Below are 19296 nucleotides of genomic sequence, written 5' to 3'. Positions count from 1 at the left end.
GTTTCGAAGAGCACGTGGAGTACCTGAATCCAAAGATTCAAGGCTGGCGCAATTACTACTACACAGCTTACAGCCAGAGGAAGATGGCGAAGTTGGATTGGTATATCCGGCAGCGGTTTGCGAAGTGGTATGCTAAGAAACACAAACGCAGACGATGGTTGAGTTCGCTGCGCGAAGTGAAGTCTTTGTCTATTCAATATGGACTTAAAACGCTCTTGTAATCTGCATGCTCATGATGACGAACATCGGAAAGCCGTATGAGGGAAAACCTCACGTACGGTTTGATGAGGAGGGGCTGGGCCCCGCCCAGCCTTTCACTCTAGCCGTTTGCGCAAGGCTGCTACCAACAGGATTGAAACAAAGAATGGATGGGACAAGCATGGCGGTTCAACTACCAAAGGAATTTATAGAACGGATGCGCGGGCTTTTGGGCGAGGAAGAGTTTGCGAACTTTTACGCGTCTTATGACAGTCCTAAATTTGCAGGAATCCGGGTTAATACGCTAAAGATCGATCCGACAGACTTCAAGGCGGTAGTGCCGTTTGATTTACGGCCGATCCCTTGGTGCCAGACAGGGTACTACGTCGAGGAGCAGGCAAAGCCGGGCAAACATCCGTATTATCATGCCGGGCTATATTATATTCAGGAGCCCAGTGCAATGGCGCCGGTCGAACTGCTGGATGTCACTCCCGGAGAGCGGGTGCTCGATCTTTGCGCAGCCCCTGGCGGGAAGTCAACGCAAATCGCAGCGAAGCTGTGCGGACGAGGAATGCTGGTCACCAACGACATCAACCCGGAGCGGACGAAGGCGCTCGCCAAGAACATCGAGCTGTACGGGGTTCGAAATGCCGTTGTGCTGGGGGAATCGCCGGAGCGGATCGCGCGGGCGTTTCCTTCTTTTTTCGATAAGATCCTGATCGATGCGCCTTGCTCGGGCGAGGGCATGTTCCGGAAGGATGAGGATATGGCGCGGCATTGGGAGCCCAATTGGGTTCGGAAATATGCTGACATGCAGCAGGAAATTTTGAAGTCGGCTGCGGCCATGCTGGCGCCGGGCGGGAGAATCGTCTATTCTACCTGCACGTTTGCCCCGGAGGAGAATGAAGCGACGATTGCTGAGTTTCTGCTGGAGCATCCGGAATTTCGAGTAGTGCCTTTGGGTTTAGATTATGGTATCGCACCCGGACGGCCGGAGTGGCTCACTTGGCTCGCTGAGCGCGGGGAAGGCAAGGTGTATCCGCCGGAAATCGCCGAACAAACTGCCGGCTGTGGACGGCTTTGGCCGCATCAGGTGGAGGGCGAGGGGCATTTTCTCGCGGTGCTGGAGCGGCAAGGGGAAGAGAACCCTGAGAAGAAATTAGAAGATGAGCGTCAGGTTTCCTCGCAATGGGAAGAGAACTCTCGCGATAAACGGAACTCCCGTCACTCTCATCGATCCCGTCCCGGTGGAGGTCGTGATGTGAAGGCGGTGGACGATCGGGAGGTGCTGGAAAGCTGGCGGGCTTTTGCCCAAGAACAACTCGCCGGAGCGGAATTGCCGGGAGAACCGCTTCTCTTTGGCGGCAACGTCTATCTGTCCCCACTGACGAAAGAGCGGCTGGACGGCTTAAAAGTCGTGCGTCCCGGGTGGTACGTCGGAACTGTGAAAAACGGGCGTTTGACGCCAGGACAACCTTTGGCAACGGCACTGTCTCCGACCGAAGCGGCGCGGGTATTGGACCTCTCTTCTGCGGACGGTGAGGCGATTCGGTATCTGAAAGGTGAGACGCTGCAGGCGGACAAGGAACGGATTCGTTGCCAGGAAGGCGCCAACCCCAAAGGCTATGTGCTGGTCACGGTTGACGGTTACTCGCTGGGCTGGGGCAAATGGCAGGACGGATTGCTGAAGAATGAATATCCCGCCGGGTGGAGGTGGACATAAAATGAGTAAAGGCAAGAAGACGCAGCGCTTGGACAAAATATTAGGCCATCTGGGTTACGGCACCCGGTCGGAGATAAAAAAATACGTTAAACAAGGCCGGGTCACAATCAACGGTGCGGTTGTCAAGGACAGCGGCATGCAATGTGACCCGGAGGTTGATGTTGTGGAGCTGGATGGCGAGCAGATTTTTTACCGCGAATTCGTCTATTTGATGTTACATAAGCCGCCTGGTGTGATCTCAGCCACAGAGGATATGAGAGAGAAAACCGTCATTGATTTGTTGCCGGTGGATTTTCAAGTGTTCTCCCCGTTTCCTGTCGGTCGGTTGGACAAGGATACAGAGGGTCTGCTGCTGTTGACCAACGATGGTCAGCTGGCACACGATCTGTTATCTCCGCGCAAGCATGTGCCGAAAACGTACGAAGCCGTTGTTCTCGGCCATGTGGGAGATCCGGAAGCTGCCCGCTTCCGGGAAGGCGTCGAGCTCGACGACGGTTATGTCACCTTGCCCGCTGAGCTGAAGGTGCTGGAGCATCGTTTAGATACCGACGGAACTCCTATCTCACGCATCCAGCTGACGATCTCGGAGGGGAAGTTCCATCAGGTGAAGCGGATGTTCGAAGCCGTTGGCTCGAGGGTGACCTACCTGAAGCGCATATCGATGGGCCCGCTCGTTCTTGACGAGACCCTGCCGCTGGGCGCTTTCCGCGAGCTGACCGAGTCCGAGCTGGAATCGCTGCGAACTTACAAAAACCCTGCAGCCCCTAAAAAGCAGCCTACAACGTAAAAGCACAATAGTAAGCGAATCCCGCAGGGAGAGCGTCGGGTTTGCAGGAAAGAGATAAAGAAGCACGCAGTAGCACCAACAAACCAGCGGTTTGCGCAACAGTAAGCGAATCCCGAAGGGAGAGCGGTGGGTTTGCAGGAAAGAAATAAAGAAGCACGCAGCAGCCTCAACAAATCAGCGGTTTGCACTGAAGTAAGCGAATCCCGCAGGGACAGCGGTTTGATTGAACGGAGTAGCAGGATCTAAAGCCCTGCGTTGCAGTGTTCGCCAGCAGCAAGCAGGAGCGCCCCAAGCAGAGCGTGCCCGCAGGGCGACAAGCGGCTTAGAGCACACAAGTCTGCCCGGGTGCTCCGAGAGAAGCAGAGTTGAGCAGTACGGTTTACCAGGGAACCCGGGAGCGCCAAAAGTTAGACGTACCCGAAGGGGGAAAAGCGTTCCACAAGCCAACCTAAGCGATTCCCCAAAGGGGAGAGCGTGCAGGAGCGCCTCTGTGCCTCCTACGTTCCTCCCCTTTGCGGGAGACCAGAGGGCAGCAGGCCCTCGGGCCCCCTCCCTTACGGTAAGGGAGGGATGGGGAGGGTTGAGACAGAGAGACAGAAAGGAGACCACACCATACATGAAATATAAACTGATTGCTTTGGATGTTGACGGCACACTGCTGACGGACGACCACGTCCTGACGCCAGGAACGATCGAGACGATCCGCGCCATCGCGGAACAAGGTGCAGAGTTTGTGTTGTGCACCGGCCGGGCTCCTCGGAGCTCGATCCCATATATGCGTGAGATTGGCTTGGGCGGCTACGTCATTTGCCATAACGGTGCAGCTACGGTGGATGTGCGGACCGAGGAGGTTATCCATGAATTTGCGATGAATCCGCACGGGCTGGAGCCGTACATGGAGTATTGCCGCAAACACAACATCCATTTTGACGTGAATACCACTTTTACGTTGTATGTGGAAAATCTGGCCGGGCTGACCCAAGAAACGCTGGACGTGTACCACCAGTTTTTTATGGAACCGGAGAATATGCCAGCCTGGGCAGATTTTACTAAACCGATCGTGAAGTTCACCGCAGCCGGCGGGATGGAGGAGCTGGATCGGGTGTATGCTGACTGGAGTCAGTGGACGCAGGAGTTTAATATGCTGCGCAGCGGCGATTTTTTCATCGACTTGATGCATAAAGACGCCTCGAAAGGAGCGGCCCTGCAGAAGCTGGCGGAAAAACGCGGAATCCCGGCGGAAAACGTGATGGCGATCGGGAACTATTATAACGACATCACGATGCTCACCTATGCCGGACTGGGCGTAGCGATGGACAATTCGCCGCTCGACGTAAAAGCTGCCGCCGATGCCGTCACGGCCTCGAATAACGAGGAAGGCGTGAAGCGGGCGTTGGAGAAATATTGCCTGGAAGCCTAACAGCGTGAACATAGATCAAGCCGAGCCCGGAACCGGGTTCGGCTTTTTTGGTGTCTCTAAGTGGTCAGTCCAAGGACATTTGCGGCGGCTGCTCGGTTTCTTTCAAGGGATGGGCCTTGCGGCGGTGCAGCAGCCAGACAATGGCAACGGCGAAGCCCAGCAAGGTGAGGAGCGTTCCCCCGGCGAACCCCAAGGTTCTAGGCGCTACGGCTTCCAGCAGGAAACCGGAAGCGAGCATGATGACGCCCATCACGGTATTTTGCAGGGTGGCCAGGCTGCCGAAGAACCGACCTTGCCATTCGCTAGGAATCAGCTGCATCAGCACCGTCTCGTTGCAGGCGTTGCCTACGCTGGTGATGATCGCCGATAAGACCAGCAACCCAAACAGCAGGAGAAAGGAAGGCGACTGGCTGCTGATCACTTGAGATATTCCTTCGAGTCCAAGGGTGAGCACCGCGGCGGTCCGCATATGACGGGCCACCTTGCCGGCGAGTCCGGAGCCGATCAGCATCCCGGCACCCAGCGCCCCATACAGCAGCCCAATGCCGACGTCTCCCATGTGAAACACTTCAGAGGCATATACGCTGATCAGCACGTTAAAGATCCCGTCCCCGATCGGCCAAATGGCAAAGACAATCAGCATGATTTGCAAAAAGAAAGTTTGACGTACCAGCCGGCGAAATGTGGTGGATGAGGGAATCGAGGGCTGCGAGCTTGACTTAGCCGCTTCTGCGTCGATCGCGTCTGCTCCGGCTGCGGGCTGCGCTGCCGGATTCAAGCGAAGAAGCAGCAGACCGGAGACGAGGAAGGACAGGGCGTTCAGCACAAAAGACACCTGGCTGCCAACTGCCGCAGCGAGGATGCCGCCCGTGACAGAGCCGCCGATGAGCACAAAGCCCGTCATCGCCTGCTCCAGGCTGTTTACCGCCAGCAGGTTCTCCCGACGGACGAGCCGGGGAATGAGCGACATGCGGGCCGGGGCGTAGATCGCTTCGCCCGCGGACAAGGCAAACGAGCTGACATAGATGATCCAGACGTCTCCGGCTTCGTGAACGAGAAGCGGTGTTAATGCAAAAAAGATCCGGACGGCGTCGGTGAAGAGCATGATCGTTTTTTTGGTAAAACGGTCGGCAAGCCACCCGCCAATCGGTCCAAAGACAAGGTAGGGAACGAGGCGAATCGCAAAGGTGATGCCGACGGCCAGACCTGAGCCGGTCAACGATAGCAGCAAACCGAGGACAGCCACCTGGCTGAAGCGGTCGCCGATGCCGTTCACCAGACCAGCCGCAAACAGGCGGCGGTAGGAAGGTTCCTGGCGCAGGATTCGTAAAGATTTCATGGGATGAGGCCAACTCCTTTTATACATCTGTCTAATTAAATGATTATCGAATTGCATTCGCGAAAAAAAGGCAATAAGGCGAAAAGGCACGGCCAGCCTTATTGCACGGCGAGATATTCCTGAACCGCTGTAGTTGCAATCAGGATGGGCTCTTGTCCCAGAGCTCCGGCGGGTTCAACTCGTAAATATCATTTTCGCGGTACATGAAATGGTTCATGATAAACTCCCGGCGTATCGTCGCATAATCCTCGTGGTATTGCCGAATATACTCGTTGATTTCTTTTTCCGTATATTTGCGGTGCGGCTCCAGGCCTTTGACGAGACGTTCGAGCACAATCAGCTTCTTCTTGCGTTGGGCTGGCAAGTGCTTAAGGGTGCCGTCTCTGTTAAAGAAGTTGTCCTGGATCGCGGCTTTGCGTGCCGCCGCTTCTTGCTTGTCCTCGGCCGCAGAACTCGCCTTGCCGACTTTTAGAATCGCTTGAGCTTGTTGGGTGAGGCTTTTTTCGTTCAAATAAAAATAAATCGTATTCTTGTCGCGGCGTTCGTACACCAAATCCGCCTCCCTTAACTTGGTCATATGGTGGGTAATCGTCGGCGGCGTGACGCCAAGCTTTCCGGCCAGTGCCTGACCGTGTAACGGGCCGTTTTGAAGCAAGGCGATAATCCGGATCCGGGTCACATCGCCAACAGCTTTATGAAAATGAACTAATCGGTCGAGCTGCATCCTCATCCCTCGCTAATTCGATAATCATTTAATTAGATGAGTGTATTATTTCATCCTAAGCGGTTTCTTGTCAAGGGATAAAAAAAGAGGTTGGAATCCAGGCCGGATTCCAACCTCTTTACAGGCTCGTGGCTGCATTACACCAGAAGTGAACGGGAAACGATCACGAGCAAGATGAACAGTACCAAAATTGCTGCCGTTGAAGTGAAGCCCCCTCCATGGATTCCACTCATTGTTATTCCTCCCTTACGTCAGGATGGTTTCCCGTTTTTAAAACGAGATAGTGCATTGTATGCAGCCAAGGAGGTATACGTTTGGACATCCGGCAGGAGTGACCTGCAAATAGGCGCCTTTGAAACTTTAATGACGCAATCCTTTGGGCAGGTGATTTTTCAGCTGTCCGCCGCTGGCTTTGCCCCAGCCCAGCGGATATTGGTCGTCGCCGCAGGCGACGGTCACGAGGTGCCAGCCGCGTAAGGAGGCCGGCACCTCAAGCGTCTCGCCGCGCAGATAGGCGGCGACGAGCGGCGATTCCGCGTCGAGCGTCCACAGACGCGGGGCGGCTTCGTTTGCGCTGAGCGCCATCGCCAGCGCATGGGCGGGCTCAAACCGGCCTTTGCGGACGTCGCCGAGGTGCAGCCCGGCGCGCGGGACCTTTAGGCCGGTTAAGTGTTCCGGCGTCAGCGCCAAACCGCCGCTGGCCGGAAGCAGATAGAGCGCCTCGCCGAACAGAAGCGGGGTGCCTCCGGCGGGAGGCGCGAAGGCAGGCAGCTCGTCCGCCGCCCAAGCGCGAAAGCTGTCCCAGGCTGTTGCGGCGCTGCGCTCGGACGGACCGGAGCGGGCGCCGCGCTTGCGGTTGCGCTCACGTCCGCCGCGGCGAACGGCGTCCGCCCCCTCCCGATTGGCGATAGCAGCGGAGATCGCAGGGGTTTTCTCGTCATGATCCCGTTCGATCAGGGCGACGTAATGGCCTTCTCCTTGTTCGCGGTGCGGCCAAATCCGCTTCTCGGCGATCAGGCGCAGGAACGGGTACTCCGCCAACAGACGGGTGATAGTGTCCTCGTTCTCGCGGCGGTTAAACGTACAGGTCGAGTAGGCAAGCCGCCCTCCGGGCTTCAGCATCGCGACCGCGTCCTGCAGGATGTCCCATTGCCGGGCAGCACACAGCTCCACAGCCTCCGGCGACCATTCGCTGATCGCGTCGGGATCTTTGCGGAACATCCCCTCGCCGGAGCAAGGGGCATCCAGCATGATGCGGTCAAACGCCAGCGGGAAGCGGGCGGAGAGCGCAGGCGGTGGCGCCTGCGTCACGACGGCGTTCCGAATGCCGAGACGCTCCACGTTTTCCGCTAGAATGCGTGCGCGCTGCGGGTGAATTTCGTTGCTGATCAGCAGACCTTGGCCGGCCATTTTGGCAGCGATTTGGGTTGTCTTGCCGCCGGGGGCAGCCGCTAAATCCAGTACCGTCTGACCGGGCTGCGGGTCAAGCAGCTCCACGGCGGACATCGCGGACGGCTCCTGAATATAATAGAGACCGGCAGCATGGTAGGGGTGTTTCCCCGGCCGGGTGGATTCCTCGTAATAATAGCCCGTCCCGCACCAAGGTACCGGACGCAAGGCGAACAGCTCCGCGAGCTTGTCAGCCGCCGGGGAGGACGGAGGTATTTTTAACGTATTAAATCTAAGTCCATAGGTGCGAGGCGCATCATAGCTTGCTAGGAACGCCTCAGTCTCGGCCGGGCCGAGCAGGGCCGTTACCGCTTCAACGTATGCGGTTGGCAGGGATGGATTGCTCATCGTTGTTGCTCCTTCCACAATCTAAAAAAGGCCGTCAGAGGCCGGAACATCTATACTTCAGCAGTTTATCATATCCCTTTTTATTCACAAAAGAGGCAGTTGATCCAGCAGTGATTTTTTAATGACTCGTAAAAAAGGGGAATGGATGTTCCTTCCTGCCTATGGCATAATGGAAAAAGAAGCGGATTTAAACGCAAAAAACGTACGACATGCAAAGGAGAAGCACAATGAAACTGCTGCAGGCTTTATTTTTCCCGCCGGAACAGCCCGGTGGCGTATCGTCGATGATTCCGTACCTGCAAGACCGGTTTAATCCTCCACATTGGGAGATGGAGTTGTTTTCACTGCCCAAACGGATCCGTTCGAAGGGGAGCGATCCCGTTATTTTTCATACCTTTGATTGGCAGCAATACGGGGACAGCCCGATCGTCCAAAAATACGTGCAAACCTATCGCGACTATTTGTGGTGGACTAAGCTGCGATTGAAACAGCCTTACGATTTGATCCATGCCCATCACCCGATCGCAGGGCTGGCGATGAAGGAAGTGTTCCCGCAGACGCCGGTTATCCAAAGCATTCACTCGAGTTATGAAAAAGAATTGATTCTCAACGGCCGCATCCGAGAGAACGGGCCGGAGCACCGATTTCTTACGTCGCTGTACCGCGAGCTGGAGCATCGCACCGATCGGCTGTTCACCGTATCGAAATCTTTTGCCGAGTATTTGGCGCCGTATGTGGACGATCCTGCGGCTATCGGCGTGATCCCGAACGGGTTTGATGAGAAGCGGTTTAAACCGGTCCCTCATGAAAATGAAGTCGCTCAGCTCGTCACCGTCTGCCGCCTCGTGCCGGCCAAAGGGTTGGACACGTTGCTGCATGCGTGCGCCGAACTGAAGAAGCGCGGCCATAACTATGTGCTGCACATTATCGGCGACGGTCCCATCCGTCAGGAGCTGGAGCAGCTGGCGCAACGATTGGGCATTTATGATGATACGATTTTTTACGGGTATACGCTGCATCCGGAAGAATTTATGCCGTTCTTTGATATTTTCGTATTGCCTTCCCGGGCGGAGGCCTTTGGCAATGTGTTCGCTGAGGCTGCGCTGTGCAGTCTGGCGCTCGTCGGAACGCGGATCGGCGGGATTGCTGAGCAAATTGAGGATGGCGTGAACGGTCTGCTGGTGCCTCCGGAAGATCCGAAGGCGTTGGCCGAAGCGCTGGAGAAAGTGATCGTGGATCCGGATTACCGTTATCAGCTGGCCCGCAGCGGGTCAGAGAAGGCGAAAACCCATTACTCGCTGAACCGGGTGGTCCACGAGCTGAAGAAGCTGTACCTGCAATTCAAATAGGAAAGAGTTGTTGTGCGGATGAAAGCCTTTCGTTTTCTACACGCAGCCGATTTGCACCTGGATACCCCTTTTTCGGGGATGTCCGGGGTGCCGGATCGGCTGCGCGAGTTATTGCGGGAATCAACCTTTACTGCGTTCGAGCGAATGATTCGGCTTGCGATCGAGGAAGCCGTTGATTTCGTGGTGATCAGCGGCGATATTTACGACGCATCGGACTCTTCGCTGCGCGCGCAGCTGCGTTTGCGCGAGGGCTGGGACAAGCTGGGAGAGCACGGTATTCCGGTGTATCTGATTCGGGGCAACCATGACCCCTTGTCCGGCCGGAGGCTCAGGTTGGCTTTGCCTGATCATGTGACAGAGTTTGGCCCCAAAGTGGAAAGTGTGACCGCCGTACGGCGCAGCGATGGGGAGCCGGTGGCGGTGCTGACCGGGGCTTCTTATCCAACTCCGGCGGTGCATGAGAACTTGGCGATTCAATATCAGCGCGAGCCAGGCTCGGACCTCTACCACATCGGGCTGCTGCACGGCAACGTGGACGGCCAGGAGGGGCATGACGCATACGCCCCGTGCTCGCTTCGCGATTTGCAGGCCTCGGGATACGATTATTGGGCGCTGGGTCATATCCATAAGCGGCAGATTCTCTGCGATTCACCGTGGGTGGTGTATCCCGGCAACATCCAAGGGCGCAGCCTAAAGGAAACCGGACCGAAGGGCTGCTATTTGGTGGAGGTTGCGGAGAACGGTGAGGCGGAGCTCTCGTTTCGGCGACTCGATCAGGTGTTGTGGCTGGAGAGCCGCTTGTCCATCGACGGGTTGGCCACGGAAGAAGCGTTGAAGCTGAGCCTCGAGGAGCAACTGGACGAGCTGCGGGAGGCCGAGCCGGATCGGATGACGGTCGTTCGGTTGATTTTGATCGGGCGCGGGCCGCTGCACGGGATGCTCCAATCGGGGCCGGAGGCGGCAGAGCTGTTGCAGGAGTTGCGGCGAAAAGAACTGGGACGCTTTGAGGCCGAGGCTGTGGAAGCAGGGCAGGGTGAAGGCATCGTATGGCCGGCCGGCTTCAAGCTGGAAACTGGGGTGGAGCTGGACCGTGAGGGGCTAGTTGCGGAGGACAGCTTCCTCGGTGAGCTGTTCCGGTTAGGAGAACGCACAGCCGCTGAACCTGAACGGGTGGAGGAGTTGGTTGACACCGCGCTGGCACAGGCGGCAGAGAACCGGCAACTGCGACGGATCTTGCAGGAACTGAACCTGGAAGCCAAGCGGGAGCTGGTTCGCCGGGCGGAGGAGTTGGCCGCGGCCTTGCTGATTGATGACACGCCGACGTCGCGGGAAGGGAGAAGCGTCTCATGAAGCTGGAACGGATGCAGATCAGCGGCTTTGGCCGCCTGAATGGGCTGGACGTGGAGCTTCCGGGGCAAGTAACGGTGCTGTACGGTCCCAATGAAGCAGGCAAAAGCACGCTGCTGGGCTTTGTCCGGGCGATGCTGTTTGGCATCCCTACCCGGGCGGCTGCGGCTGAACGGTATGAGCCGCTGCGGGGCGGTGCGCACGGCGGGGTGCTGACAATCTTGGGCGATGACGGAACGCGCTGGATGATCGAGCGGTATGCGCAGCCGCCGGAGGGACGAAATTTGCCGGGCACGCGCGGCGACCGGCTGCGGATCACGCGCAGCGATGAACAAGGCGGCGTGCGGGAGGCATCGCAAGAGGAAATGCAGCGGGAGCTGCTAGGCGGCATGTCCAAGGCGATGTTCAAGCAGCTGTTCGCCGTGTCGCTGACGGAACTGCAACAAGTGGGCGCCTTGCAGTCGGAGGAGCTGAGCCGCTACCTGTTCCACGCCGGGATTGGCGGCGGAGCAGCGGTGCTGCGCGGGGAGAAGCGCTTGGTCCAGGACATGGACAAGCTGTATCGGCCGCGCGGGCGCACGCAGGAAATCGCTCAGCTCCTCCAGGCGGTGGAGCGGCTGGAGCGCGAGGCCGAGGCGGCCAAAGCGCTGCTGCCGCGTTACAACGACGTGCTGGAGGAGCTGGAGCGGCTGGCCGCGCAGCTGGCGGAAGCCGAGGCGGCCCGCGCCGCGCGCAGCCGGGAGACGGCCCGGCTGCAGCGAGCGGTAGGCAGCCGGGCCGATTGGCTGCAGCGCGAGGCGCTGCGCGCGGAGCTGGCGGCGCTGCCGCCGGTCGCCCGCTTCCCCGCGCAGGGGGCGGCGCGCTGGCAGGCGCTGCAGGCGGAACGCGAGCGCCTGCAGCTGGAGCGCAGCGAGTGGGCCCGGCGGCGGGAGGCGCTGCAGGCGGAGCTGGCGCGGCACCGCCCGGATGCGGCGGTGCTGGCGCAGGAGCTGGCGCGGCACCGCCCGGATGCGGCGGTGCTGGCGCAGGAGCTGGCGCGGCACCGCCCGGATGCGGCGGTGCTGGCGCAGGAGCCGGCGCTGCGGCAGCTGGCCGGCCTCCTGCCGGGCTACGAGGCCCGGCAGGGCGAGCTCGCCGAGCTGGCGGCGGAAGCGCTGCAGCTCGAGAGGCGGCTGGCCGAGTGCCTGCGCAGCATCCACCCGGCATGGGGCGCGGAGGATTTGCGCGCTTTTGCCGGGACGGTCGGCGAACGGGAGAGCGTTCGCCGGTTTGCGGCGCGGTTTGCCGCGTACGACAAGGAGATGGAGCTGCTGCGGAGCGAGCGTGCCAAGCTGGAGCGGGCCGCGGCAACCGCGGAGAAAGCCGCTGCGGCAGCGGTCGCGCGGCTGGAGGCCAGCGCTGTGGAAGGGCGGCGGCAGTTCGCCATGCTGGTCCCGCAGGAGCCGAGCGAAATCCGCGCGCTCTGGAGCGAGCTGCGCGGCGAGCTGGACCGCTGGCGGGAAGGCCAAGGGCGGCTCGCGTCTGAGCAGCGGGCGGCTGACGCCAGGGCGCTGGCGGCAGCGCAGATGCGTGCGCTGTACCGCAAGCTGCTCGCCGGCTGCGGCCTGCTGACGGTGGCGCTGCCCGTCATCCTGTGGCTGACGGCGGACGCGCCTTGGGCGGCCGCAGCCACAGCGGCGGCGCTGCTGGGCCTGGACGCGGCCCTGGCGCGGGCCGCCTTCCGCAGCGCACCGCCTGCCGGCGAGCGGCGGCTGCGCCGCGGTGCGGCCGCGTTTGGCGCCGGGGACGACGCCGGCCCGGAAGCGCGGCTTGGCGCGCTTCTATCCCGGCTCGTCCGCCATCCGCAGAGCGCCGCGGCCGCTTCCCGGTCGCGCAGCGGGGCCGCCCCTTCGTCCCGTCCGGTGGACTGGGACGAGGAGGAGCGCCAGCTGCGCCGGTTGATGGAGGCGTGGCTGCTGTGGGATCAGCGCCACGCCGCGCTTCAGGGCGAGGCGGAGGCCGCCTTGAGCCAGGCCTCCGCCGCCCGGGACGAGCTCGCGGCTGCCGAACGCGAGCTGACGCGCCGTGAAGCCAACTTTGAGGAGTTGGCCGGGCAGTGGGAAACGTGGCTGACCGAACGAAAACTGTCCGCCGATCTGTCCCCGGAGGCGGCTGCAGATGTGTTCCGCCTCGCGGAGCAAGGACGGGACTGGCTGGCCCGCTTGGATGGGCTGGCGGCCAAGATGGCCGCGCTGCGTGCGGAGAACGAGCGGTTTGAACAGGAATGCTTGGCTTATGGAGACCCAGCCGCCCCTGATCAGGCCGCAGCAGTTCTGCGAGCAGCCTTATCACGCCTGGACAGTGCGCTCGAAGCGCGGAAACATCACGACCAGCTTTCCGCTCAGTTGTTACCGCTGGAGGAAGAAGGTCAGCGCTTAGACGATCGGTTGCGGCAATTGCGGGAATCGGAGCAGGCGTTGCTCGCCGAAGCGGGTGCAGCTGACGGGGAGGAACTGCTGCGTCTTGGGGCTGCGAAGGAACGGCGGGAAGCTTTGGAGCGTGAGGTGCGGCAGCTGGAGTTGATGCTGTTTGCAGGACTGGACGAAGCGAAGCGGGAGGAGCTGGAGCAGCTGCTGCGGACGACGGAGGAAGCGGAGCTCCGCCAGTGCTTGGACACGGCGGAGGAGGAGCTGGCGCAAGCTGAAGCTTGGCTCGGACAGCTCCAGGAGCAACGCGGACGTTTGCTGCAGGAGCAGGAAAGCTTAGCCGCCCGCTGTTTACGGGACGATCTGATGCAGCAATTGGAGGAGCAGCGAGCGGCTCTGCGCGATCGTCTCGATCAGTATGCGGTGATGGCGGTGTGCCATGAACTGATTGGTCGTGCACGCCGGGTTTATGAGGAAGAGAGGCAACCAGCAGTGCTGCAAGTTGCGTCGGGATACTTCGCGGAAATGACCGGCGGCACCTACCGCCGCATCGTCATGAAGATCGGCACGCAGGAGCTGATGGCGGAGCATGCGGAGTTAGGTCCGCTCGAAAGCGCACAGCTTAGCCGAGGGACAGCGGAGCAGCTGTACTTGTCGATGCGGCTGGCTTTGTCCGAAGCGGTATCGGGTTCTCATCCGCTGCCGTTGCTGCTGGATGACCTGTTCGTCAACTTTGACGAAGTCCGCTTGGTGAGGGCGTTGTCGGTGCTGCGGAAGGTTGCGGACCGCCAGCAACTCATTATGATGACTTGCCATGAGCATGTGGTTCGGCATGTCCAAACCTTGCTGCCGGAAGCCAAGATCGTGCATATGTAGATCGAATCCTTGTGTCGAGCAGCACTAGTGTCAGCGAAAAGCAGCAAGAAGACCCCCGGGGTTAGCCCCTGGGGGTTTCTTTTTGCCGATACATCCCTAACATGAGCGCCCAAATCAAACTGAACAAGCCAAACACAGGATACAGCACCGACAGCAGGGAGCTGAAGCCAAACTGGCTGGTGATATAACAGATACATAAAATCGTAACCGAAATCAGCTTCGGCGGGACCTGAATCCGTTGCTGCAGTTGGAGGGTCACCCCATAGATGTCGGCAACAAAAGTGCTGAAAATCTCCATAAAAATAAGCAGGACATAGATCAGCTGAATGGTGGTTCCCAGCTGCTCGGCAATGCTGCCCATTGGGATTTCGTACTGCACGATCCCCGGCATGTAAGCCGACAGGGCAAAATGACCGGCCATCAGCATAAAGCCAACGCCGACGCCGCCGAGAACACCACCGAGGACAATCACCCGGCGACTTTCAGTATGGCTGCCGATCGGCACCAGCACCGCCTGAGCCATGGACAAGTTAAAGGCTGCATACATGAGCGGCGCAGCCCAAGCGGCGATCAGCGGATGATCCGTCTCCAGCGACAGAAAACGAGCAGCCCCCGGCGAGCCCGCGGTATTGGTGATAATAGCGAGGGAGAGAATCAGCATCATCGGGACCACGATGGAGTTCAACTGCAGCACCCCTTTGATTCCCCGGCCTAGCAGCAGATAGGTAGCAATCAAAGTGATCCATAGGCCTGTCTGATAATGCAAGCCCAAGTGTTCCATAAAGACGGAGCCAGCGCCTGCCAGCATCACGCTATTGACACCGATGAGCACGATCAACGTAAAAATGCTGAGCGCACTGCCGATCCGTTCGCCAAACAAACGGCGGTTTAGGTCTTCATAGGAAGCTGCTTGAATCGTTCGAGCGAGCAGCATCATTTTGGTGCCAAGCCAGACGAACAGCAGCGTAGATAGCAGGATCGTCAATACGCCCCATTTGCCGTACCGGGTGAAAAACTGGAGAATTTCCTGTCCCGTCGCGAAACCGGCGCCAACGACGGTGCCGATGTAGGTGAAGGCGATCTGCAGAACTTTTACGGCATTTTTCATGGTTTTCCCCCCGGTTCTTGTGCTATATATAGTACAAGGTATGTTGTCCAAGAACTGGACATGACTTAAAACCTATAGGTCGTCCAAAAAGTCATCTTTCGAGCGCGGCAGGAGCAGTTGCAGTTCTGGCTTAACGGTGAGCTGTGGCAGGGTTGTGGCAGGCTTCGGCGATGGTTCATGGTTCATCCACGTAACGGAACGGAGAGACGTTATTTGCCGGAGGAAGCGACTCTTCAGATTCTACCGGAACGAGCAGACCTTATTGGGGCAAAATGCAGCGGATGGACCGGCAAAATGACCGAATAAGGACTCTAGATTCCGTTAGAGCGGGAAATAGTCGGGAAATGGGAAAATAAGGGCTGTACGTTCCGTTACGCTCAGCCGAACGTATGCTTGGGGCGGATCCTGCCAGTGCATAGGGCCGCTCACACCCAGCCGCAAGCAAGCCGCTCCCGATGCGGACTCGAAATCTGACTTGTTGGACGAAGCTATAGATTATGAGCTGTGGAGGAAACGATATGGAATTGTTAAAACAAAAAATCGTCGAGCAAGGGGTTATCGTCTCGGACCAAGTGCTGAAGTTGGACGGGCTGCTGAACCATCAGGTGGACCCGCAACTGACGATGGAGATGGGCAAGGAGTTTGCCAAGCGGTTTCGCGATCGAGGGGTCACTCGCGTCATTACGGTGGAGTCGTCGGGGATTGCGGTGGCGTTTGCGACCGCTTATGAGTTAGGTGTCCCGCTTGTATTCGCGCGGCGGAAGAAAACGCTGCTGGCAGAACCGGACATGCTGTGCGAACGCGTCCCTTCGTTTACGAAAGGGATCGTGACGGACATTCTGGTGTCCCGCGATTTTCTTGGAGAGAACGACCGGGTATTGTTCATTGACGATATTATCGCAAATGGCGACGCGGCTCGGGGATTGATCCGAATTATTGAACGATCCGGGGCAGAACTGGTTGGAGCGGGCATCGTCATTGAGAAATGCTTCCAGCCCGGAGCCCAGGCGATTCGGGAGCAGGGGATCCGTCTGGAGACGCTGGCCCGCATCGCATCGTTGGAGGGTGGACAAATCAGGTTCGCGGACTAAGGACAACCGGGCGAAGAAAATGCAGCCAAATTACGGTTAATCCTTTGCAGGCCCCCGTTTTTTCGCTATAATGAGGATTACTAGGGAGAGGAGGCTAAAAGAATGGGGAAAGAATTGGCAGTAGACGCGGAGTTTTTTCTTTCGAAATTGTCCGAAGCGAAGGTAACTTTTGAACGTGCCCTGGATTGCAAACATACCGAGTTTGATGACCTTTATCCCTATATGCTTGAACATCCCCAGTTTTTCTGGTACAAACGCTATGTAGCATGGTCGCAATTGTTAACGATAGCCGGGCTTTGCCAAGAGCTCGATGTGCCCTGGAAGGAACAGTTCAGCCCGCAACAAGTAGGGTATTTGGAGCAAAGAGTGATGTCGGCCAAAGTGCTTGATTTCTGGTTTGAAACGAATGACAGCAGGGAGCACGCTTCTCGCTAATCCCTTGCGTAGGTTCAAAGCAACCTGATGCAGTCCGGTGCTGCACCGGCTGCTGCTGAAAGCATTCAAAGTTCGAAGTCCCGCTAGTTCGCTGGCGGGGCTTTTTCTTGTATTCCTCAAGGGTGGAAGATGGACGGGACCTGCAACTGTTGTATAATGATTTCCAGGAGGTGGGGTATCCGATGATCTCGGATGAATTATTGGACCAATACCGGCTGTCCGGAGAAAAAATACGCGTCGTACGCGACGGCCTTCCGGAGAACGACGTGCGCGGAATCGTGGTGGCTTGGGACGATACGCATGTATTAATCCGCAAGCCGAACCGCAACGTGGTGAAGCTGGATCGCAATTACATTTATCAACCTGCGAAAGAGCCTAGAGTTTCGCCGGTGGATTAAGATATGAGGGAACAGGGGACCTTAAGGAAGGAGATGAGCCTTGAGGTTCCCTTTTTCCATGCGTTCTCTTCGGGATGATCCGGGCCCCTGGACAGTTCCGTTCAAATAAGCGCGCATCCGGGAGGTTATCTCCTGTTGCAGGCCGGCCCACAATATCCGCATATTCCCGCGATAACCCCGGCAACGGTATTCCGCCTGAATGCCGTTCTCATCCTGGTGAATGCGTTCAATGGCGATGTTCCGCTCGCGGAGATTGCCTTGGATTTCCGAGAGGACCAGCGCTGCGCGGCGCTCGCCGCCCCGGATCAGTTCGACGTAAGCTTCGGGGCTCTTCAGCAACCCGCTTTGCTCAAGGATTCGGGCGTCTCTTTGAAATACTCTCTGCAGAAAACCAAGCAGCAACGCGCTCTTGATCAGCGCGAGTTCTTCTTCCTTCATGCCGGGAACGGCCATAGCTCAACACCTCTTCATACGAACTTATGTTCTTATCATAACCCAATGGATGATTTTTAATCAAGGGGGAGGATTTGAAAGTTAAGTATTGACTTTTGGGTGTTGGACATGGTATGATCTATCTTGTCGCTGCAAAATATGATTTTGTACGATATCGACTATGCGGTCGTGGCGGAATTGGCAGACGCGCACGGTTCAGGTCCGTGTGGGCTAACCCCCCGTGGAGGTTCGAGTCCTCTCGACCGCATCGATTTTTAACGAACAAGAGCTCTTGATTGACCTTTATGGTGATCGAGAGCTCTTTTTTTGCTCATTGTTGTGAGAGATCGTGTTGACAAATCCCCAGAGCCAGCCTAATATCAACTTAACTTAAACGTTTAAGTTTAGAACATTAATCGTTTAAGTTAAATTTGCTTGCCGAAGGGATGGTTACGAATGGGAGCGGAAATCGTTACACTTGCTAATGTGTACTCCAGGTTTTTGGGCAATGCTCGGGAGGTTTATGTCTATTTGCCTCCTTCTTATGCGGAAGCGGAGCATCGTCGGTACCCGGTGCTTTATGCGCAGGATGGACAGCATATGTTTGCGTCTGATTCTAAGGGAGACTCTTGGGATATGCACCTAACGGCCGAGCGGTTAAGCCGGGAAGGTCGGATGGAAGAAGTGATTATCGTGGCGGTATCGTCCATTGAGGATCAACGAGGCTCGGAGTATTTCCATGATCATCCGGGAGTTCGAGAAGCTTTCCATACGACTTGTAATGGGGATCTGTACGAAAGGTTTCTCATTGAGGAACTGAAGCCGATGATCGATGCTAAGTTTCGGACATTAACGGACCGGGAGCATACGGCGATCATCGGTTCTTCTGCGGGCGGACTTGTCTCTTATCATATCGCTTTTCGTCGTCCGGACATCTTTGGACAGGTGGCGATCCTGTCGCCTTTTCTGGTGCATGCGGTGGTGAATGAACCAAGGGACCATATGAACCATCTTGAACCGGTACGCGAGCAAAAAATATACCATTCCTTCCCGGTCAAACCGCCCGCGCTGCGCGTTTGGGTCGATATCGGCGGTGCGGAGGGGCTGATCATGCCTCGTCACGTCCGGGCGTTTGTGGATGAATTGATCCAAAGCGGTTTTGCGCCGGGCGAGGATTTGATGTTTTTACTTGATGAGGCGGCGGGCCACTCCCAAGCCGCTTGGGCCAGACGGTTGCACTCCCCGCTGTTGTATCTGTTTGGCGAGATGGGACGCCCGCGCAGTATCAGGCTGGACGGGAGAAGACAAGTGGGGCTGCAAGGGCATCGGGTTTGGCTCTATCCCCAAGTGACCTGCGACACAGGCTTCGAAATGAGTTTACTCCAGGCAGACTATACGGTGGACTGTCCGGAAGTGCTGAAGGTGGGAGCGGACGGCTTGATCGTTCCGCTGGCCGAAGGGAAAGCTGATGTAACGGTCAGCTTCGGCGGGCTTACCGCACTGACGAGCATCGAGGTGATCCCGGACTTGTCCGAGTACGTGCAAGTTGAAATCAGCGTGACCGTTCCACCGTCTACCCCGGCGGATGCTCGAATTCACGCGGGTTTCGAAATCCCGAAAGTTCGAGACGGGTTCTATCAGGGGAGCTTCTTGCTGCCTAGAGACCTGGTATTTGATGTGAATGTATCGCGAGGCTTTGGATTCCATGAGCGCAGGGCAACGAGCCGACGCTTTGACACCTCCGAGCCGGTTCGTCTGCATTTCATCGTGGAGGAGTGGGAGGATGACCCAACTGCCTAATCCTTTATGGACCAAGGCAGTAGCGATTCCCTTCCGGGATATGGTATCATCCTACCAAAGTGCTAGA

Annotated in this window: 17 protein-coding genes, 1 tRNA gene and 1 pseudogene; 13 read left to right on the top strand and 6 right to left on the bottom strand. The window is 57.8% G+C overall.

Annotated features, from left to right (window positions below; all coding sequences use genetic code 11):
- From M891_RS0104920 to M891_RS0104905, 4 genes are all read left to right on the top strand, one after another.
- The coding region (locus M891_RS0104920) for a group II intron maturase-specific domain-containing protein (protein WP_036699385.1) at positions 1-221 on the top strand (221 nt) is incomplete at its 5' end.
- Positions 222-379: 158 nt separating this feature from the next.
- Positions 380-1921: an RsmB/NOP family class I SAM-dependent RNA methyltransferase gene (locus M891_RS0104915; RefSeq protein WP_028538038.1), complete on the top strand. Its 1542-nt coding sequence runs from the start codon at positions 380-382 to the stop codon at positions 1919-1921.
- Between the two features lies 1 nt (position 1922).
- Positions 1923-2708 carry a pseudouridine synthase gene (locus tag M891_RS0104910; RefSeq protein ID WP_028538037.1) on the top strand — a complete coding sequence of 262 codons (786 nt, stop codon included), beginning with the start codon at positions 1923-1925 and terminating at the stop codon, positions 2706-2708.
- A gap of 616 nt (positions 2709-3324) precedes the next feature.
- Positions 3325-4128, top strand: a complete 804-nt coding sequence (locus M891_RS0104905; RefSeq protein ID WP_028538036.1) for a Cof-type HAD-IIB family hydrolase — start codon at positions 3325-3327, stop codon at positions 4126-4128.
- A 64-nt stretch (positions 4129-4192) separates the two neighbouring features.
- Here the strand turns inward: M891_RS0104905 and M891_RS0104900 are convergent, their stop codons facing one another.
- The 4 genes from M891_RS0104900 to M891_RS0104890 form a co-directional block, all read right to left on the bottom strand.
- On the bottom strand, positions 4193-5467 hold the full coding sequence (locus M891_RS0104900; protein WP_028538035.1) for an MFS transporter: 1275 nt from the start codon (positions 5465-5467) through the stop codon (positions 4193-4195).
- A 139-nt stretch (positions 5468-5606) separates the two neighbouring features.
- The gene (locus M891_RS0104895; protein WP_009222811.1) at positions 5607-6191 is read right to left on the bottom strand and encodes a DUF2087 domain-containing protein; all 585 of its coding nucleotides are present in this window, start codon (positions 6189-6191) and stop codon (positions 5607-5609) included.
- Between the two features lie 137 nt (positions 6192-6328).
- The gene (locus tag M891_RS25505; protein ID WP_009222812.1) at positions 6329-6424 is read right to left on the bottom strand and encodes a hypothetical protein; all 96 of its coding nucleotides are present in this window, start codon (positions 6422-6424) and stop codon (positions 6329-6331) included.
- A gap of 127 nt (positions 6425-6551) precedes the next feature.
- The gene (locus M891_RS0104890) at positions 6552-7988 is read right to left on the bottom strand and encodes an RsmB/NOP family class I SAM-dependent RNA methyltransferase (RefSeq protein ID WP_028538034.1); all 1437 of its coding nucleotides are present in this window, start codon (positions 7986-7988) and stop codon (positions 6552-6554) included.
- Between the two features lie 227 nt (positions 7989-8215).
- Between M891_RS0104890 and M891_RS0104885 the strand changes: the two genes are divergently transcribed.
- The 4 genes and pseudogenes from M891_RS0104885 (at position 8216) to M891_RS25715 (ending at position 13965) form a co-directional block, all read left to right on the top strand.
- Positions 8216-9337 carry a glycosyltransferase family 4 protein gene (locus M891_RS0104885; RefSeq protein WP_028538033.1) on the top strand — a complete coding sequence of 374 codons (1122 nt, stop codon included), beginning with the start codon at positions 8216-8218 and terminating at the stop codon, positions 9335-9337.
- 18 nt (positions 9338-9355) lie between these two features.
- Positions 9356-10687: a metallophosphoesterase family protein gene (locus M891_RS0104880; RefSeq protein WP_036699408.1), complete on the top strand. Its 1332-nt coding sequence runs from the start codon at positions 9356-9358 to the stop codon at positions 10685-10687.
- Positions 10684-11358 (top strand): annotated as a pseudogene (locus M891_RS25720) (AAA family ATPase); the annotation flags it as partial. The gene M891_RS0104880 and the pseudogene M891_RS25720, both read left to right, overlap by 4 nt.
- Positions 11359-11904: 546 nt before the next feature.
- Complete coding sequence (locus M891_RS25715) at positions 11905-13965, top strand: ATP-binding protein (protein WP_232228287.1); 2061 nt, start codon at positions 11905-11907, stop codon at positions 13963-13965.
- A 61-nt stretch (positions 13966-14026) separates the two neighbouring features.
- Here the strand turns inward: M891_RS25715 and M891_RS0104870 are convergent, their stop codons facing one another.
- Positions 14027-15073, bottom strand: a complete 1047-nt coding sequence (locus tag M891_RS0104870) for a YkvI family membrane protein (protein WP_028538030.1) — start codon at positions 15071-15073, stop codon at positions 14027-14029.
- Between the two features lie 518 nt (positions 15074-15591).
- Between M891_RS0104870 and M891_RS0104865 the strand changes: the two genes are divergently transcribed.
- The 3 genes from M891_RS0104865 (at position 15592) to M891_RS0104855 (ending at position 16997) form a co-directional block, all read left to right on the top strand.
- A complete protein-coding gene (locus M891_RS0104865; RefSeq protein WP_028538029.1) occupies positions 15592-16164 on the top strand; it encodes a xanthine phosphoribosyltransferase in 573 nt (190 codons plus the stop codon).
- Between the two features lie 102 nt (positions 16165-16266).
- Positions 16267-16599: a hypothetical protein gene (locus tag M891_RS0104860; protein WP_009222820.1), complete on the top strand. Its 333-nt coding sequence runs from the start codon at positions 16267-16269 to the stop codon at positions 16597-16599.
- Between the two features lie 182 nt (positions 16600-16781).
- Positions 16782-16997: a hypothetical protein gene (locus M891_RS0104855; protein ID WP_028538028.1), complete on the top strand. Its 216-nt coding sequence runs from the start codon at positions 16782-16784 to the stop codon at positions 16995-16997.
- Positions 16998-17018: 21 nt separating this feature from the next.
- Here the strand turns inward: M891_RS0104855 and M891_RS0104850 are convergent, their stop codons facing one another.
- Positions 17019-17450: a hypothetical protein gene (locus tag M891_RS0104850; protein ID WP_028538027.1), complete on the bottom strand. Its 432-nt coding sequence runs from the start codon at positions 17448-17450 to the stop codon at positions 17019-17021.
- A gap of 162 nt (positions 17451-17612) precedes the next feature.
- On the opposite strand from M891_RS0104850, the gene M891_RS0104845 reads away from it, so the two are divergent.
- Positions 17613-17697, top strand: a tRNA-Leu gene (locus tag M891_RS0104845).
- Between the two features lie 188 nt (positions 17698-17885).
- Positions 17886-19229, top strand: coding sequence for an alpha/beta hydrolase (locus M891_RS0104840; RefSeq protein WP_028538026.1), 1344 nt, complete (start codon positions 17886-17888; stop codon positions 19227-19229).
- Positions 19230-19296: the final 67 nt, after the last annotated feature.

Source organism: Paenibacillus sp. J14 (assembly GCF_000518465.1).
Taxonomy (GTDB): Bacteria; Bacillota; Bacilli; order Paenibacillales; family Paenibacillaceae; genus Fontibacillus; species Fontibacillus barengoltzii.
Note: the sequence above shows the minus strand (reverse complement) of the source record. Positions and strands in the feature narration are given on the sequence as shown.

Bases quoted from the DNA above. Each gene is read 5' to 3' on its own strand.
- M891_RS0104895 (WP_009222811.1), bottom strand. From the start codon at position 6,191: ATGCAGCTCGACCGATTAGTTCATTTTCATAAAGCTGTTGGCGATGTG.
- M891_RS0104865 (WP_028538029.1), top strand. From the start codon at position 15,592: ATGGAATTGTTAAAACAAAAAATCGTCGAGCAAGGGGTTATCGTCTCG.
- M891_RS0104880 (WP_036699408.1), top strand. From the start codon at position 9,356: ATGAAAGCCTTTCGTTTTCTACACGCAGCCGATTTGCACCTGGATACC.
- M891_RS0104855 (WP_028538028.1), top strand. From the start codon at position 16,782: ATGATCTCGGATGAATTATTGGACCAATACCGGCTGTCCGGAGAAAAA.
- M891_RS0104870 (WP_028538030.1), bottom strand. From the start codon at position 15,073: ATGAAAAATGCCGTAAAAGTTCTGCAGATCGCCTTCACCTACATCGGC.
- M891_RS0104860 (WP_009222820.1), top strand. From the start codon at position 16,267: ATGGGGAAAGAATTGGCAGTAGACGCGGAGTTTTTTCTTTCGAAATTG.
- M891_RS25505 (WP_009222812.1), bottom strand. From the start codon at position 6,424: ATGAGTGGAATCCATGGAGGGGGCTTCACTTCAACGGCAGCAATTTTG.
- M891_RS0104910 (WP_028538037.1), top strand. From the start codon at position 1,923: ATGAGTAAAGGCAAGAAGACGCAGCGCTTGGACAAAATATTAGGCCAT.
- M891_RS0104905 (WP_028538036.1), top strand. From the start codon at position 3,325: ATGAAATATAAACTGATTGCTTTGGATGTTGACGGCACACTGCTGACG.
- M891_RS0104915 (WP_028538038.1), top strand. From the start codon at position 380: ATGGCGGTTCAACTACCAAAGGAATTTATAGAACGGATGCGCGGGCTT.
- M891_RS0104840 (WP_028538026.1), top strand. From the start codon at position 17,886: ATGGGAGCGGAAATCGTTACACTTGCTAATGTGTACTCCAGGTTTTTG.
- M891_RS0104850 (WP_028538027.1), bottom strand. From the start codon at position 17,450: ATGGCCGTTCCCGGCATGAAGGAAGAAGAACTCGCGCTGATCAAGAGC.
- M891_RS0104890 (WP_028538034.1), bottom strand. From the start codon at position 7,988: ATGAGCAATCCATCCCTGCCAACCGCATACGTTGAAGCGGTAACGGCC.
- M891_RS0104885 (WP_028538033.1), top strand. From the start codon at position 8,216: ATGAAACTGCTGCAGGCTTTATTTTTCCCGCCGGAACAGCCCGGTGGC.
- M891_RS0104900 (WP_028538035.1), bottom strand. From the start codon at position 5,467: ATGAAATCTTTACGAATCCTGCGCCAGGAACCTTCCTACCGCCGCCTG.